This is a genomic window from Pusillimonas noertemannii (genome assembly GCF_003096595.1).
GTDB classification, from domain to species: Bacteria; Pseudomonadota; Gammaproteobacteria; order Burkholderiales; family Burkholderiaceae_B; genus Pusillimonas; species Pusillimonas noertemannii.
The window spans coordinates 473,832-489,761 of record NZ_QEKO01000002.1; the positions used below are offsets into that span (position 1 = coordinate 473,832).

At 63.4% G+C, this 15,930-nt stretch carries 15 protein-coding genes; 10 read left to right on the forward strand and 5 right to left on the reverse strand.

The annotated features are described in order from the left end of the window. Positions 1–141 precede the first annotated feature (141 nt). On the reverse strand, positions 142–273 hold the full coding sequence (locus C7440_RS20100) for a putative transporter small subunit (protein ID WP_017522973.1): 132 nt from the start codon (positions 271–273) through the stop codon (positions 142–144). Continuing rightward, positions 270–1,910 carry a sodium:solute symporter family transporter gene (locus C7440_RS09380; protein ID WP_017522974.1) on the reverse strand — a complete coding sequence of 547 codons (1,641 nt, stop codon included), beginning with the start codon at positions 1,908–1,910 and terminating at the stop codon, positions 270–272. Before C7440_RS09380 ends, C7440_RS20100 begins: the two co-directional genes overlap by 4 nt. Before the next feature lie 590 nt (positions 1,911–2,500). Between C7440_RS09380 and C7440_RS09385 the strand changes: the two genes are divergently transcribed. Continuing rightward, a complete protein-coding gene (locus C7440_RS09385) occupies positions 2,501–4,060 on the forward strand; it encodes a TerC family protein (RefSeq protein ID WP_017522975.1) in 1,560 nt (519 codons plus the stop codon). 163 nt (positions 4,061–4,223) lie between these two features. Then, complete coding sequence (locus C7440_RS19860; protein ID WP_017522976.1) at positions 4,224–4,394, forward strand: hypothetical protein; 171 nt, start codon at positions 4,224–4,226, stop codon at positions 4,392–4,394. 125 nt (positions 4,395–4,519) lie between these two features. Here C7440_RS19860 and hutC read toward each other — a convergent pair whose 3' ends face one another. Further along, positions 4,520–5,230: a histidine utilization repressor gene (gene hutC, locus C7440_RS09390; RefSeq protein WP_116518331.1), complete on the reverse strand. Its 711-nt coding sequence runs from the start codon at positions 5,228–5,230 to the stop codon at positions 4,520–4,522. 202 nt (positions 5,231–5,432) lie between these two features. Between hutC and C7440_RS09395 the strand changes: the two genes are divergently transcribed. The 8 genes from C7440_RS09395 (at position 5,433) to hutI (ending at position 13,910) form a co-directional block, all read left to right on the forward strand. After that, positions 5,433–6,593, forward strand: a complete 1,161-nt coding sequence (locus C7440_RS09395) for an ABC transporter substrate-binding protein (RefSeq protein WP_116518332.1) — start codon at positions 5,433–5,435, stop codon at positions 6,591–6,593. Positions 6,594–6,693: 100 nt separating this feature from the next. After that, positions 6,694–7,557 carry a branched-chain amino acid ABC transporter permease gene (locus C7440_RS09400; RefSeq protein WP_017522979.1) on the forward strand — a complete coding sequence of 288 codons (864 nt, stop codon included), beginning with the start codon at positions 6,694–6,696 and terminating at the stop codon, positions 7,555–7,557. Positions 7,558–7,566: 9 nt separating this feature from the next. Further along, on the forward strand, positions 7,567–8,433 hold the full coding sequence (locus tag C7440_RS09405; protein WP_040548177.1) for a branched-chain amino acid ABC transporter permease: 867 nt from the start codon (positions 7,567–7,569) through the stop codon (positions 8,431–8,433). Further along, positions 8,430–9,224, forward strand: a complete 795-nt coding sequence (locus C7440_RS09410; RefSeq protein WP_116518333.1) for an ABC transporter ATP-binding protein — start codon at positions 8,430–8,432, stop codon at positions 9,222–9,224. The genes C7440_RS09405 and C7440_RS09410 overlap by 4 nt, the downstream gene beginning before the upstream one ends. After that, positions 9,217–9,921, forward strand: coding sequence for an ABC transporter ATP-binding protein (locus C7440_RS09415; RefSeq protein WP_017522982.1), 705 nt, complete (start codon positions 9,217–9,219; stop codon positions 9,919–9,921). Before C7440_RS09410 ends, C7440_RS09415 begins: the two co-directional genes overlap by 8 nt. 71 nt (positions 9,922–9,992) lie before the next feature. Further along, positions 9,993–11,705 carry a urocanate hydratase gene (gene hutU, locus C7440_RS09420; RefSeq protein ID WP_116518334.1) on the forward strand — a complete coding sequence of 571 codons (1,713 nt, stop codon included), beginning with the start codon at positions 9,993–9,995 and terminating at the stop codon, positions 11,703–11,705. A 13-nt stretch (positions 11,706–11,718) separates the two neighbouring features. Continuing rightward, positions 11,719–12,687: a formimidoylglutamase gene (gene hutG / locus C7440_RS09425; protein ID WP_116518335.1), complete on the forward strand. Its 969-nt coding sequence runs from the start codon at positions 11,719–11,721 to the stop codon at positions 12,685–12,687. Then, on the forward strand, positions 12,684–13,910 hold the full coding sequence (hutI, locus tag C7440_RS09430; protein WP_116518336.1) for an imidazolonepropionase: 1,227 nt from the start codon (positions 12,684–12,686) through the stop codon (positions 13,908–13,910). Before hutG ends, hutI begins: the two co-directional genes overlap by 4 nt. A 45-nt stretch (positions 13,911–13,955) precedes the next feature. On the opposite strand, the gene C7440_RS09435 is transcribed toward hutI, so the two are convergent. Together C7440_RS09435 and C7440_RS09440 are read right to left on the reverse strand one after the other, a co-directional pair. Then, on the reverse strand, positions 13,956–15,254 hold the full coding sequence (locus C7440_RS09435; protein WP_116518337.1) for a type II toxin-antitoxin system HipA family toxin: 1,299 nt from the start codon (positions 15,252–15,254) through the stop codon (positions 13,956–13,958). Then, the gene (locus tag C7440_RS09440) at positions 15,251–15,565 is read right to left on the reverse strand and encodes a helix-turn-helix transcriptional regulator (RefSeq protein ID WP_017522987.1); all 315 of its coding nucleotides are present in this window, start codon (positions 15,563–15,565) and stop codon (positions 15,251–15,253) included. The genes C7440_RS09435 and C7440_RS09440 overlap by 4 nt, the downstream gene beginning before the upstream one ends. Positions 15,566–15,930: the final 365 nt, after the last annotated feature.

Consider the following 15,930-nt stretch of genomic DNA (forward strand, 5'->3'; position numbering starts at 1 on the left):
GCCTCTGCAGCGGATTGCGGGTTGCCATTGCGGGTACGGACGCTGGGCCGGCCCTCGGCTATTTGCCGAGGGCCGGCCCAGCGCTCATATCCGTAACAAAGTGGAATAGTTCAAGTTTACCAAGTTATGGACGGCGCCCGATCAGATCATTTCCTCGCCCTTGCGGCGCGCTTCGCGCATGTCGCGGATGAGGGCGACGATCAGCATGGCCAGGACGGCCGCCGAGATGACGGGCCAGATCAATATATAGGCGCTAAGTCCCAATGCACTCATGTTTGTTCTCCTTGAAAAGCCACCACCCGCTCATTGAGCAGGTCGAAGTCGAAGCGCTCGCTGGAGCGCAGGCTGACCGCCACGCACACGATGGCGCTGACGCCATAGGCCGTAAGCGAGCTGATCAGCACCACGTAGTCGCGCAGGAAGCCGACGCTGAAGGGGGCCAGCACCGCCATGGTGAGCGCGCCCAGCACCATGCCCGTCGTCTTGCCGAAAAATCCGAAGGCCATCAGGCCCACCACGATGCCGCCGCCGACCGAGGCCAGCAGTTCGAACAGCACGGCCAGGGGGCCTTGCAGCGAAACCAGCTCGAACCTGAGCAAGGCGAACGCCGCCACGGCGCTGATGACCGCACTGGTAAAGGCCTTGTTGCTGATGCGGTCCCAGTAGAAACTCATGATCACCGGAAATACGATGGCGCCCCACAGCGCGCCCACGAAGACGAGCATCACCAGGATGTCCATGCGCAGGCTGGCGAAGATCACGCCCACCGTGGTTGCTATCACCATGGTCATGCGGCCCCAGAACAGCATGCGGGCCGGGTCGGGCCTGCCCCTGGCAAGGTTCTTGCCGTAGATGTCGGTCATCACGATGGCCGACAGGGCCGACAGGTCGGAGTCGGCCGTCGATGAAAGAGACCCCACCACCAGGATGAAGAACAGGCCGATGGCAAAAGGCGGCAGATAGGCCGAGGCCATTTGCGGGATGATGTTGTTGAGGTTGCCGCCGGCCGGTTCCAGGCCGATGAACAAGGCCAGCAGGCCCAGCATGCCCAGGCCGATGACGATGGCGCCATAGCCTATGGTGGCCGAGATGAAGGTGGGCTTGATCAGGTCTTCGCGCACGGCGAACAGGCGCTGGGCAATGGTCTGGTTGCCGATGGCGTAGGCAAGCACGGCGACCAGATAGGGGGCGCCCTGCCGCAGGAAAGCCTCGGAAGAGAAGAAATCGGCCTGCTGGACGGTCAGCGTCGACATATTGGCGGCCAGCATTTCGGTGCCGCCGACGTTGAAGAAGATGATGGGAATGATCACCACGGCGGAAATAATCATGGCCGCAAGCTGCGCGAAGTCGGTCATGACCGATGCGCGAAAACCCGACCAGATGGTGTACGAAAGCACCCCCACCGCCGCGATGACCACGCCCTGCACGAAGCTCAGGGGGCTCAGTATGGAAACCAGCGCGCCCGCGGCGGTGAAGTTGACCATGAGGCTGATGCAGCTACCCACCAGGTTGGACACGGCCATGATCAGCTGGCTGGACTTGCCATGCCTTGCGTGCATGACTTCGGCCAGGGTGTGCGCCTTGGGCGCCAGCTGGCGGAAGCGGCGCCCGAAGGGGTAGATGAACAATATCATCAGCGCGCCCCAAAGGCCGTAGTGGATGGGGCCCGAGATGCCATAGCGAAAGCCGGCGCTCGCGCTGGCGTAGAAAGAAGCCGCCCATATCCAGGTCGCGATCATGCTGGCGGCCGACAGGCCGAAGCCGATGGCGTTGTTGGACACCATGTAGCCGTCGACGTTCTCGTTCTTCTGCCTGATCGTCAGCGACATCAAAAAAGTAGTCACGTAAAAGCCGACCAGCAGCAATACGGCGGTCAGCCCCGATAACTGAAACAACTCGCTGTCCTGCATGAAACACGATCCCTTATGATTGATTTTCTATGGACGACACAACGCACGGGCCGGCAAGCCGGCGCCGCGGCATCTGAAAGGCTCGTTGTCGACGGCCATACCAAAGGTTACGCAACACGCAATGCGTGGCGGCGGCGCAAACCCTGCGATTGGGGTACTTGTGGCGTACCTTGCTGTACGTGGTTCGTACTTTTATGCGGCTCGAAGAACCGTTGAATCGGCCGATGGCCGTGCCACCGCGTGGTGGCAATTGACAAGACCCAAGCGAAATTCGCGAGTATTAGGGCCTGATTAAATGCTGTTGGGCGACAAAGCCGCAAAACAGTCAAGCAACTAGTATAAGCCACGCTGACGCGCATTGTCTAGCCGACACGTGTGTACGCTTGATATTTTTCCAGCGTATGCACGCGAATCAGGCGAAAGATGCAAGCTCAACTATACTAAGGGGCCAGCCACTCTTCGCCTCTGCATGAGACGACCCTCCGCCTTCTCCATCTGTTCCCCATCCCCTTCTGCGGCCATTGGCGCACTGCCCGGCGATCCGTCCGAGGCCGAGCCGCGACCCTCTTTTACAACCAACCCAAATCCCCATGGACCTGCTATTTGATCCCAACGTCTGGATTGGGCTGCTGACGCTCGTCGTGCTGGAAATCGTCCTCGGCATCGACAACCTGATCTTCATCGCCATCCTGGCCGAAAAGCTGCCGCCCCAGCAGCGCGACAGGGCCCGTGTCATCGGCCTCTCGCTGGCGCTGCTGATGCGTCTTGGCCTGCTTTCAATCGTGTCCTGGCTTGTGACGCTGACGGCTCCCCTGTTCAGCATCGCCGGCATGGCTTTCTCGGGCCGCGACCTGATACTGCTGCTTGGAGGCCTCTTTCTGCTTTTCAAGGCCACGTCCGAACTGCATGAGCGGCTCGAGGGCAAGACGCATGCGCACAGCCAGTCCAAGGCCTATGCCGGCTTCGGCGTGGTGGTCGCGCAGATCGTGGTGCTGGACGCCGTGTTTTCGCTGGACGCCGTCATCACCGCCGTGGGCATGGTGGATGAACTGCCGGTGATGATGGCCGCCGTCGTCATATCCATAGGCATCATGCTGTGGGCCTCCAAGCCCCTGACACGCTTTGTAAGCGCCCACCCCACCGTGGTGGTGCTGTGCCTGAGCTTCCTGCTGATGATCGGCCTGAGCCTCACGGCCGAAGGCCTTGGATTCCATATTCCCAAGGGCTATCTGTACGCCGCCATCGGCTTTTCCATCGTCATCGAATTCTTCAACCAGCTGGCCCGCCGCAGCATTTTGCGCAATGAAGCCCGGCTTCCGCTGCGCGACCGCACCGCGGAGGCCGTCCTGCGCATACTGGGGGCGAAACGGCAGGCCGACGAAGTTGCCGGCGACATGGCGCCCGCCGACGAAAGCTCGGAACCGCCCGCCTTCGGCGCCGAAGAGCGCAATATGGTCAGCGGCGTGCTGACCTTGGGCGAACGCACGGTGCGCACCATCATGACGCCCCGTTCCGACATCTCGTGGGTCGATGTAGACGACGACCCCGCCAAGACCATCAAGATGCTGCGCGACACGCCGCACAGCTTCTTTCCTGCAGGCCGGGGAGACCTGGACACCCTGCTTGGCGTGGTCCGCGCAAAAGACCTGCTGGCCGGGGTCCTGGACACGGGGCGGCTGGACGTGGCGGCTTCGCTGCGCCAGCCCATCGTCATCAACGAACTGACGGGCGTGATCAAGGCCATGGAGACCCTGCGCAACTCGCATGGCCAACTGGCCCTGGTGGCCGACGAATACGGCACCATACAAGGCCTGGTCACGCCCATCGACATCCTCGAGGCCATCGCCGGCGAGTTTCCGGACGAGGACGAGCAACCTTCCATACAGGCCCTGGACGAAGGGTATTGGCGTGTGTCGGGCGCCACCGACCTGCATCACCTGGAACAGGAGCTGGGCACAGGCTCGCTGTTCGATGACGACATCGACGTTTCATCGATCGCGGGCCTGGTCCTGGCCCGCCTGGACAGCCTGCCCGAGCCCGGCTCGCGGGTGGAAATCGACGGATTCGAGTTCGAGGTCGCCGAGCTGCAGGGGCGGCGCATTACCCAACTGAGGGTGCGCAAGCTGCCGGACGACGACATGGCCGCCTAGGGGTCGAACGTGTAAAAGCAAGGGATATCACTGATGCGCACATGTACATACATGTGCCATCCTCTGGTAGCACTGGTGAAACATGCATGTGCAAAGATGATGGCTCCGCAACGCCAGGGTCTTTCACCACCGAAAGGTCCTGGGTGGTCTAACAGGAAACTCAATGTCTGCTACACAGAAGACTCTCGCCCCGTATCGCACCTGGAAAGTCAAGCCGTATTCCCTCCCCCTTGAAACCCGCCTCGCCCAAGAGCGCGCCCAGCAGGCCCAGCCGCCAATGATCTCGCTGCACTCCAGCAAGCAAAGCAAGAAAGAAGAAAAAGCCGCGGCCTGATCGCCGCACAAAGCAGACAAGCGGCCCTCAACGCAAGAAACGCCAGCCTCGGCAGCTGAAAGCCGAGGCATCAAGTACTGCTTTTCGCCTTAGGTAATGCCTGCTTCTTCGCCTTGAGCAATGCCCTATAGCTCGCCCGCCAACTGGTAGCGGCTGCCCGGGTACCACATGGTGGCTACCGACGCCACCTGCTCCAGCGACAGCGTCTTGCGCTTGAGCACCAGACAGGGCTCGCCCTCGGGAATGTGCAGCATAAGCGCAATATCGTGGGGGGCGCTCATGGCTTCCACGCTGTAGCGCACCCCCTGCAGCGGCGCGGCCGCCATCAGGTATTCATTGGGCGTCGTCACGCCAAAGTCCTGCTCGAGGTATTCGGGCGCCAGCACTGAATTCACCCACCTGTCCTCGGTCTGTATCGGCACGCCGTTATCGAAGTGCACGATGATCGAGTGAAACAGCACATGCCCGGCGGGGACGCCGAACTGCTGCGTCAGGGGCTCTTGCGCCTTGCGCTGCTCGAGCAGATGCACTTCGCTGCTATGCATGTGGCCGCGGCCCCGCACCTCGTCGGCAATGCTTTTGATGGCGATGAGGGTCGCCTGGTATTTTTGCTGGGCCACATAGGTGCCCGAGCCCTGTATGCGCGTCAGCACCTGCTCGGCGGTCAGCTCTTTCACGGCCCGATTGACCGTCATGCGCGAAACACCGAACTTCTGGGCCAGCGCCTGCTCGCCCGGCACCACGTCGCCTTCTTTCCAGCGCCCTTTCGCAATGCCCGCCAGCAGATAGTTCTTGATGCGCAGGTAGCGGGGTATCGCCACGTCGTCCTTGGCCACGCTGTCTCCTGGTAAATACTATTGATGCGTGAGATTTTATTTGATAAAGTTGTATAGACAACTTAGCATGAGAAGCGTCCTCAAGGCTACTCAGCCAAGTAACAAAATTGGCCATTTGCAACGGCCGCAACCAAATCGCGGGCTTGTTCACATCCACACCGATGCAAAAAAGCGCGCGTGGTCAACCCCTCTGGAGACAATAATGAAACGACTCGTCAGCACCCGCAAACTGGCCCTGGCCTTCGCGCTGTCCACCGCCTTCGCCGCGCCCGCCGCGCTGGCCGACATCAAGATCGGGCTCAACGTGCCGCTAACCGGCTTTGCCGCCGCCGACGGCAACTCGGCCCATATCGGCGCCCAATTGGCCGTTGAAAAGGCCAATGCCCAAGGCGGCATCAACGGCGAAAAAATCGTCCTGGTCGTCTATGACGACCAGGCGTCCGCCAAAGAGGCCACGCCCATCGCCACCAAGCTCATTGAACGCGACAAGGTCGTGGGCGCCGTGTCGGGCTCGTACTCGGCCGCCACCCGCCCCTCCGCTCAGATCTTCCAGGCCGCCCAAGTGCCCTACGTGGTCGCCTACTCCATCGACCCCAGCGTTACTCGCGCAGGCGACTATATGTTCCGCGTTTCGTCCATGGGCGAAGTACAGGGCCGCGGCGGCGCCAAGCTGGTCAACGAACTGGGCAAGAAGCGCGTCGTGCTCGTTACGCTCAAGAACGATTTCGGCCAGACCCTGGCCAGGGGCTTCAAAGAGGGCGCCAAGAAGTTCGACCTGGACATCGCCAGCGAATATGAATACGACATCAAGGACCGCCAGTTCGGCTCGCTGATCGCCAAGATCAAGTCCGACAATCCCGAAGCCATCTATGCATCGGGCTACTACTTCAATGCCGGCCCGCTGGTCTCGCAGATGCGCGCGGCCGGCATCACGGTGCCCATCATTGGCCAGGAAGGCTACGACAGCGAGAAATTCATCGAGATCGCCGGCAAGGCCGCCGAGGGAACCTTGCTGGTCACCTCGCTCGACCGCGATTCCGATGTTGCAGAAACCAAGGAGTTCCTGCAAAAATTCCGGGAAAAGGCCAATTTTGGCGCCGACATGGTGGGAGCCGCCACCTACTCGGCCACAGCCATCCTTATCGAAGGCCTGCGCAAAACAGGCGGCAAGGGCGGCGCCGAACTGCGCGACGCCATCGCCCAGGGCAGCTACACCATGCCCATCGGCACGCTCCAGTTCAACGACCTGCACGAGGTCAACAAAGACCTGCAGGTCCAGATCGTGAAAGACGGCGCATTCCATCGCCATTCGGTCCTGCACGACCCGGAACTGCTTGCCGCCCCGACCAAAGACAGCAAGTAAGCCACGGGCGTGCGCCAACGCACGCCTTTCCCAAGCATGAAGCCGGGCCGACGCCCGCGGGCACCGCCCCGGCTTCCAAGAAGAACCTCCAGGAGCACCCATGCTCTTCATCGAGCTCGTCGCCCAAGGACTCGTGCAAGGCAGCATCTATGCACTGATCGCCCTTGGCCTGACCCTGGTGTACGGACTGCTGCGCATCCTGCACATCGCACACGCCGCCCTGTTCACGCTGGGCGGCTATATCGGCGTACTGGCCACCAACGCCACGGGCAGCCTGACGCTGGCCTGCATCTTCGCCATGCTGGGCGCGGGCATCGTAGGCGTGATCATCTATCGCCTGTGCTACGAACCCATACTGCGCCAGCCGCCGTTCGTGGCGCTGATCGCCTCCATCGGGCTGTACATCGCCTTCGAAGAAGCCTTCCGCATCATCTTCGGCGCAGCCGGCCTTACCTATGATGCGCCACCGCTGCAGCAGTACGTGTCGGTGTTCGGCAGCCTGCACTTCAGCCTGGCCGAACTCGTCGTGATGGGCAGCTCGCTGGCCATCATCGCCGCCCTGGGCTACCTGCAAACCCACACCCGGGTGGGCATCGCCTGCCAGGCCACGGTGTCCGACCCGCAAATGGCGCAGTCCTTCGGCATCCGCCTGCGCACGGTGCGCGACCTGAACTTCTTCGTGGGTTCGGCGCTGGCGGGCTTCGCCGGCGTATGGGTGGCCTTGCTGAACAACCTGGTCGAACCCACCATGGGCAGCGTGCCCTCGTACAAGGCGCTGGCCATCATCGTGCTGGGCGGCATGGGCTCCGTGCGCGGCACCCTGCTCGCGTCGCTGGTGCTGGGCGTGGCCGAATCGTTCGGCACCATCTATCTCGACCAATGGCTCGACCGCAACGCGATCGCCTTCGCCCTGCTCATTCTCGTACTCATGGTCCGTCCGCAGGGACTCTTCGCACGACGCTAGGGGCTGAACATGGCATATGAAATTTCTCTGCTTACCGCAATGGGCATCAGCGTCATCTTCGCGCTGTCGCTCAATCTCATCACCGGCTTCTGCGGCCAGATCAGCCTGGGGCATGCGGCCTTCCTGGGTATAGGCGCGTACACCTCGGCCATGCTGTGCAAGGCGGGCCTGCCCTTCTTCGCCACACTGCCCGTGGCCATGCTGCTGGCGGGCATCGTGGGCATTGTCGTGGGGCTGGCCAGCCTGCGGGTGCGCGACGACTTCCTGGCCATTACCACCATGGGGGTGGTCTTCCTGTTCGTCGGCATCGTGCGCCAGCAAGAATGGCTCGGAGGCGAAATGGGCATTTCGGGCATTCCCGGCTCGGGCCTCGACCGGCTCGGCTTCATGTGGCTGGCCCTGGGCCTGGCCGCACTGGTGGCGGTGTTCTGCATCTACATCCAGAAGTCGTGGATGGGCCGGGTGTTCAACGGCGTGGCCGAAGACGAAGACACCATGCGCGTGCTGGGCGTGGATGTGCCGCGATACAAGCTGGCAGCCTTCGCCATGGGCACGGCCCTGGCCGGGCTGGCCGGCGCGCTTTACGGCCAGCATTTCAAGTATATCGGCCCCGAAAGCTTCGGCTTCATCGAATCCATCACCGTGCTGTCGATGGTGGTGTTCGGCGGAATCGGCTCCGTGCCCGGCGTGATCTTCGGCGCCGCGCTGCTGTCGGCGCTGCCGGCGTGGTTCCAGTTCATCGGCGACTACAAGCTGCTGGTCTACGGCGGCGTGCTCTTCCTGATGATGCGCTTCTCGCCCGGCGGCGTGGCCGGCATCGTGCGCTCGCTGCTGCAGCGTCGCAGCGCAGGCCATCAACCCGGAGCAAGCTCATGAGCCAGACATCTGATTCGGCCCTGCTTCGCGTCAGCGGCGTCACCGTCCAGTTCGGCGGTCTCAAGGCCGTCGACGACGTGTCCTTCGAGGTCTACCCGGGCGAGCTGCTGGGCCTGATCGGCCCCAACGGCGCCGGCAAGACCACGCTCATGCGCGCCATCACCGGCGTCGTCACCGCCAACACGGGCTCCATCCACCTGGGCGACCAAGAGCTTACCCACCTGCCCATCCATCAACGCATACGCAAGGGCCTGGCCTTCTCGCAGCAGCTGGTCAAGCCGTTTCGCCAGATATCGGTACTGGACAACGTTGCGCTGGCCGCGGGCGCCGCCCACACCCGCTCGCCCCTGAAATCGCTGCTGCACACCGACTCCGCGCACGAGCGCGAGGTCGCGCGCGAGATGCTCGCCCGGGTCGGCATTTCAAGGCACGCGGACCAGATGCCGGGCATCCAGCCCCTGGGCGTGCTCAAGCGCCTCGAAGTGGCGCGCGCCCTGGCGCAGAATCCCAAGCTGCTGCTGCTCGACGAACCGCTGGCGGGCCTGAACTCGAAAGAAGCCGCCACCCTGGCGGACACCATTGCCGAAATCAACCGGCAGGGGGTCACCATCATCCTCATCGAGCACAACCTGGGCGAGGTCATGCGCATCTGCCAGCGGCTGGTCGTGCTGGACAACGGCCGCCGCATCGCCAGCGGCGCGCCGCGCGAAGTCATGCAGCAGCCGCAGGTGCGCGCCGCCTACCTGGGCACCGACGCGCCCGCCGAATCCACGGAGGCACACAGTGCTTGAGCTCAAGAACCTCACCTGCGGCTACGGCACCTTCGAAGCCGTGCACGACCTCTCGCTGGCCCTGCAGCCGGGCACCATTACGGCATTGCTGGGTGCGAACGGGGCGGGCAAGTCGTCCACGCTCATGTGCATTGCCGGCCACATACAGCTTCATGGCGGCAGCATCATGTTCGAAGGCCGCGACATCAGCACCCTGCCGGCGCACGACCGCGTGCGCCTCGGCCTGGCCATTTCGCCGGAAGGCCGGCGGCTGTTCAAGGACCTGAGCGTCGAAGACAACCTGCGGGTGGGCGGCCTGATCCGCCCGCGTTCCGACTACGCCCACGACCGCGAACAAGTGCTGAGCCTGTTTCCACGGCTGGGCGAGCGCCTTGACTCCCTCGCCGGCAACCTGTCCGGAGGGGAACAGCAGATGCTGGCCATCGGACGCGCCCTCATGACCCGGCCCAAGCTGATCATGATCGACGAGCTTTCGCTGGGCCTCATGCCCAAGGTCATCGACCTTTGCTACCAGGCCCTGCACAAGCTGCGCGAAGACGGCATGGCCATCTTGCTGGTCGAACAGAACACCGACCGCGCGCTCAGCGTGGCCGACCAGGTATGCGTGCTTGAATCCGGCCGCACGGTGTGGCAGGGCAGCGCACAAGAGGCCGCCCGCGACCCCGACCTGGCCTCGGCCTACCTGGGCCTGCATTGAACAACCCGATTTCGGGGCGCCACCAAGCCGCCTGCTTCGCCTGACGCCCGAACCACAGAAAGGAAACCGCCATGAACACCGTCGCCGAAAAAACCTCCACCGACCCCCGCTTCGACGCCAGCCGCAGCATCCGTGCGCCGCGCGGCAGCACGCTTAACTGCAAGAACTGGATCAGCGAGGCCGCCTACCGCATGATCCAGAACAATCTCGACGCCGAGGTGGCCGAAGACCCGCAAAACCTGGTGGTGTATGGCGGCATAGGCCGTGCCGCGCGCAACTGGGAATGCTTCGACCAGATACTGGCCGAGCTCAAGCAATTGAACGAGGACGAATCCCTGCTTGTGCAGTCGGGCAAGCCCGTGGGCGTCTTCAAGACCCATCCCGACGCGCCCCGGGTGCTGATCGCCAACTCGAACCTGGTGCCGCAATGGGCCAACTGGGAACACTTCAACGAACTGGACCGCAAGGGCCTCTTCATGTACGGGCAAATGACGGCCGGCAGCTGGATATACATCGGCAGCCAGGGCATTGTCCAGGGCACCTACGAAACCTTTGTCGAAGCGGGCCGCCAGCACTTCAATGGCGACTGGGCCGGCCGCTGGATACTTACCGCGGGCCTGGGCGGCATGGGCGGCGCGCAGCCGCTGGCGGCCACCCTGGCGGGCGCCGTGTCGCTGACGGTCGAATGCCAGCAAAGCCGCATCGATTTCCGCCTGCGCACGCGCTATGTCGACAAGCAGGCCAAAGACCTCGACGAAGCGCTGGAGATGGTGCGCCACCACTGCGAGCGCAAAGAAGCGGTGTCCATCGCCCTGCTGGGCAACGCCGCCGACATCCTGCCCGAGCTGGCCCGGCGCGCCAAAGAAGGCGGCATGAAGCCCGACCTGGTCACCGACCAGACCTCGGCGCACGACCTGGTCAATGGCTACTTGCCCAAGGGCTGGACCCTGCAGCAATGGGAAGACGCGCGCAAAGACCCGGCCCGGCATGGCGAGCTGACCGAACAGGCGCGCCAGTCGTGCGCGGTGCACGTGCAGGCCATGCTCGACTTCCATTCCCTGGGCGTGCCCGCCGTCGACTACGGCAACAACATCCGCCAGGTTGCCTCCGACGCCGGCGTGCGCAACGCCTTCGACTTCCCCGGCTTCGTGCCGGCCTACATCCGGCCGCTGTTCTGCGAGGGCAAGGGCCCCTTCCGCTGGGTTGCACTGTCGGGCGACCCCGAAGACATCTACCAGACAGACGCCAAGATCAAAGAGCTGTTCCCCGAGAACAAGCCGGTGACGCGCTGGCTGGACATGGCGCGCGAACGCATCGCCTTCCAGGGCCTGCCCTCGCGCATCTGCTGGCTGGGGCTGGGCGAACGCCATGTGGCGGGCCTGGCCTTCAACGAAATGGTGAAGCGGGGCGAGCTCAAGGCGCCCATCGTCATCGGACGCGACCATCTTGACACCGGTTCGGTCGCCAGCCCCAACCGCGAAACCGAATCCATGCGCGACGGCACCGACGCCGTGTCCGACTGGCCCTTGCTGAACGCGCTGCTCAATACCGCCGGCGGCGCCAGCTGGGTGTCCTTCCACCATGGCGGCGGCGTGGGCATGGGCTATTCGCAGCATGCCGGCATGGTCATCGTGGCCGACGGCAGCGACGCGGCCGCCCGGCGGCTCGAGCGTGTGCTGATCAACGACTGCGGTTCGGGCGTCATGCGCCACGCCGATGCCGGCTACCAGGCCGCCATCGACTGCGCCAAGCGCTTCGGCCTGCACCTTCCCATGATCAAGTAGGCCGGGTTCCGCCATGCATACTCCCGCCGACATGACGCAATGGAAGGGCCGCGTCGACGCGGCCGAGGGCCAGGCCGGGCGGCGCTGGCACCAGATAATGCAGCCCTGGGCCCCCGAAGCCGGCCAGGGCGTGGCCCTTACCGGCTTCGCCTGCGATGCCGGCGTGCATCGCAACCACGGCCGGCCCGGCGCGCGCAAGGGGCCCGGCGCCATCCGCTCGATGCTGAGCAATATGCCGGTACTCGACTGCCAGACGCTGTACGACGCCGGCGATATCGCGCCGGTCGCATCCGGCACGCACGACGGCCTGGAGCAGGCGCAAGATGAGCTTTCCAGCCACCTGGCCGGCCTGCTCGCCCAGGGCCTGCTGCCCATCACCCTGGGCGGCGGGCACGAGATCGCCTTCGGATCCTTCGAAGGGCTGGCGCGCCACCTTGCGGCTAGCTCGGGTTCGCCCCCCCGCATCGGCATCGTCAACCTGGATGCCCACTTCGACCTGCGGCAAGACGACCGCGCCAGTTCGGGCACACCCTTTCGGCAGATCGCCGAAAACTGCCGGCAGCGCGGCTGGCCATTCAACTATTGCTGCCTGGGCGTCAGCCGCTATGCCAACACGCAGGCGCTGTTCGACCGCGCCGAATCGCTGGGGGTCGGCTGGATGCTCGACGAAGAGCTGGGCACTTCCGATCGCACGAACGCGCTGTCGCGGCTCGACGCCTTCCTCCATTCCGTCGACCACGTGTACTTCACCATCTGCCTGGACGTGCTCCCCGCCTGTGTGGCCCCGGGGGTCAGCGCCCCCGCGGCGCGCGGCGTGCCGCTTGAAGTGGTGGAAGCCCTGGCCGACCACGTTGCCGCGTCGGGCAAGATGCGCCTGGCGGATATCGCCGAGCTGAATCCCGATTTCGACATCGACCATCGCAGTGCGCGCGTGGCCGCCCGGCTGGTCGCCCGCATCGCAAACCAGGCGGGTGCCTTATGAGCCACGCTACCCGCGACTGGGATTCACTCTGGCTGAACGTCCACCTGGCTACCATGAGGCCCGGCGCCGGCTATGGCGAGATCACCGACGGCGCCATCGCCGTGCATGAGGGCAAGATAGCCTGGATCGGCCCACGCAACGCGCTTCCGGCCGGAGCCCGGGCCGGGCAGGAACACGATGGCGGCGGGGCCTGGCTTACGCCCGGCCTTATCGACTGCCACACCCACGCCGTCTACGCGGGCAACCGCAGCGACGAATGGGAAGCCCGGCTCAACGGCGTGCCCTACGAGCAGATCGCGCGTCAGGGCGGCGGCATCGTTTCTACCGTGCGTGCCACCCGCGCGGCCAGCTTCGATGAACTGCTGCAGGCCAGCCTGCCCCGGGTGCGCGCCCTGATGGCCGAAGGCCTCACCACGCTCGAGATCAAGTCCGGCTATGGCCTCGACCTGGCCAACGAAGAAAAAATGCTGCGCGTGGCACGCGAGATCGGCCGGCTTACGGGCCTGGACGTGCGCACCACCTTTCTGGGCGCCCATGCCCTGCCGCCCGAATACGCCGGCCGGGCCGACGACTACATCGGCGAAGTATGCGAGACCATGCTGCCGGCCCTGGCCGGGCAAGGCCTGGTCGACGCCGTGGATGCCTTCTGCGAAAACATCGGCTTTACCCCGGCGCAGACTGAACGCGTGTTCCTGGCCGCGAAGCAGCACGGGCTGCCTGTCAAGCTGCATGCCGAACAGCTTTCCGACCAGGGCGGGGCCCAGCTTACCGCCCGGTATGGCGGGTTATCGGCCGACCATCTCGAACATCTTTCCGCCGAAGGCATCGCCGCCATGGCCGCAGCCGGAACGGTTGCCGTCCTTCTGCCGGGCGCCTTCTATTTTTTGCGCGACACCCGCTTGCCTCCCGTCGAGGCGCTGCGCCAGGCCGGCGTGCCCATGGCCATCGCCACCGACTGCAATCCCGGCACCTCGCCCATGACCTCGCTGCTGCTGGCCATGAACATGGCCTGCACGGTTTTCCGCCTGACACCCCGGGAAGCGCTGGCCGGCGCTACCCTGAATGCGGCGCGGGCCCTGGGGCTGGCAGAATCCATCGGCAGCCTGGAAGTGGGCAAGAAAGCCGACTTTGCCTTGTGGAATATCGACAGGCCGGGCGACCTGGCCTACGCCATGGGGTTCAATCCCTGCGCACTATCCGTGAAGGCCGGGGAAATACGCTAGGTTTATTCCGCGCCGCATGCCCGTCGGCTTCAGCATCTGGCCCGCTCAGCTCGTAAGCGCCAGCCCCCCATTCAGCCGGCGGTTTATCTCGCGGCGCATGGCCGGTGGCGCGTCACGCAGCAGGCCAGGCCAGTCTGCTTGTGCCTGGCGAACACGGGCTTTGGCGATCTGCAGCACCCGGCTGCGGCGCACGATGCCTGCTTGCGCAAGCATGGCATCCAGGTGGTGCCAGCCGAGCTTGTGCAACTTGGCATCGATGGCGCGATTGATGCCATAGTCGGTGCCTGGCACTTCAGAGAAGAATGAGCTTACGCTGACCGGGTCGTATAGTGGCGCCAGTTCCGGGGTGGCTCCGTCGCGATAAAGCAAGGACCAGTTCTTCAGATGGGCGTCTGTATTGCCCATCAGGATGAACGCCACATACCGGTTCACGAACTCTTGTACATCGTGCACAGGCTCGGCCGACAGTTGGTCCAGAATGCGCACGATGGCCACGAAGTCCGGCTCGATTCCCTTTCCGTACTTATGCCTGGGTTCGTAGCCAAGCACCTGCGCAAACTCTTCCATATGGATTCGGGCCCCGCCTTCGCCGCGGTCGAACCGCTTGACCGCAAGTATTTCGGGAAAAGCCACCGCTTCAGGAAGCTGCGCTTCGTCGCGCGAGATGAGTTCGGCCTGGGCGCAGGCCAGCCCCAAAGACCGCGTCAATTGGTAGCCCGTGTACTCGTTTTGCACCAGGTCGGGATGCCGGATGGAAGGCAGCTTCAGAATGAAAGAACCCGCCTGGCCATGTCGGCGCACGACATAGCGGCGACCGTCACGAATGGCTGAAAACTTGGTCACGACGCCTGGAATGGCCGCGGCGTCTTCAACCGGCAGATCGACGAAGCCGGGCTCCAGCACATCGAGGCCCAAAGAGGTATGCCACAAACGCACAGGGTCGGGAATGCCCTCTTCAAGCGGAACGGGTTCTACCTCGACGCCCCCCATGAGGTCGTGGCCCGCGGCGGCCAATAGCTCGAACTCGTCATCGAGCCGACAGCCCCTTTCTTGGGCAAGCCGTTCGCGATTGTGGCCCTCGGGCAATAGGTTCTGGAAGAACGAAGGCCATCTGCCGTTGTTGCGCACCAGGCGGGCGTCTCGCATTGCCGTAAGAATGGCACGCGTACGCTCTTCGTCTGCCCCCTGGTAGCTAAGCGACAGCACCGGACGATTTTTATCCTGGACGTACTCTTGATCGAAGGAAACCCGCAGAACGTCGCCGTACTGCGAAAGGTATCCGATAGGTCGCTTGCCCTGCGGCCCATGAAGGTACAGGCGAAGATAGCGGATGAAGGTGCTCATCGCTTTGCGGACGTGGAAAGCAGATCGTCAATAATGGATGCGGGCGCATCGACCCCCGCGGGCTGGCCAAGAGTGCGTCCCCCCGAACGGGCGAAGGCCTCGAGGTCTTGCCGCAGCGCGCTGGGAACAAGCATGAGCTCCATTCCCAGGGCTCTTGCCAGCACAATAAGCGTGGAAAGGCGCGGATCGGATGCGCCCGATTCCATCTTTTGCACGGCCATGCGGCTCAAGCCCGCCCTTTCGGCCACAGCCGCCTGGCTTAGCTTCTGGTCTTGGCGCGCTTGGGCATACTCTGTAAGCAGCTGAACCATTGTTTGCTCCGAAAGATCATTGAAATGATCTTTTATTGGTTAAAGATAATTAAAATTATCATCCATTGCTGGTTGCGTCAATTCAAATGATTATATAAATGATCTTTTCATATTAAAAGCTAATTACTATTAGCTTTTTCCCATACCAATAAAGTCTTCTCCCGGCTTGAGCCGCGTGCATAATAGAAAGCAGACACTCAATGCCTTGATCGCCTAGTGTGCTGTTTGATTAGTTTGTGCACTTATATTCGGATGCCTGAGCTTGTCAGGCAAGGCGCAAACCACAGCGATAGCCGTAGCTATCGCGAGGATTTGCAACGCAGCATGGCGAGTTCAGGCGCCGAAGATAAGTATTCGAATTAGTC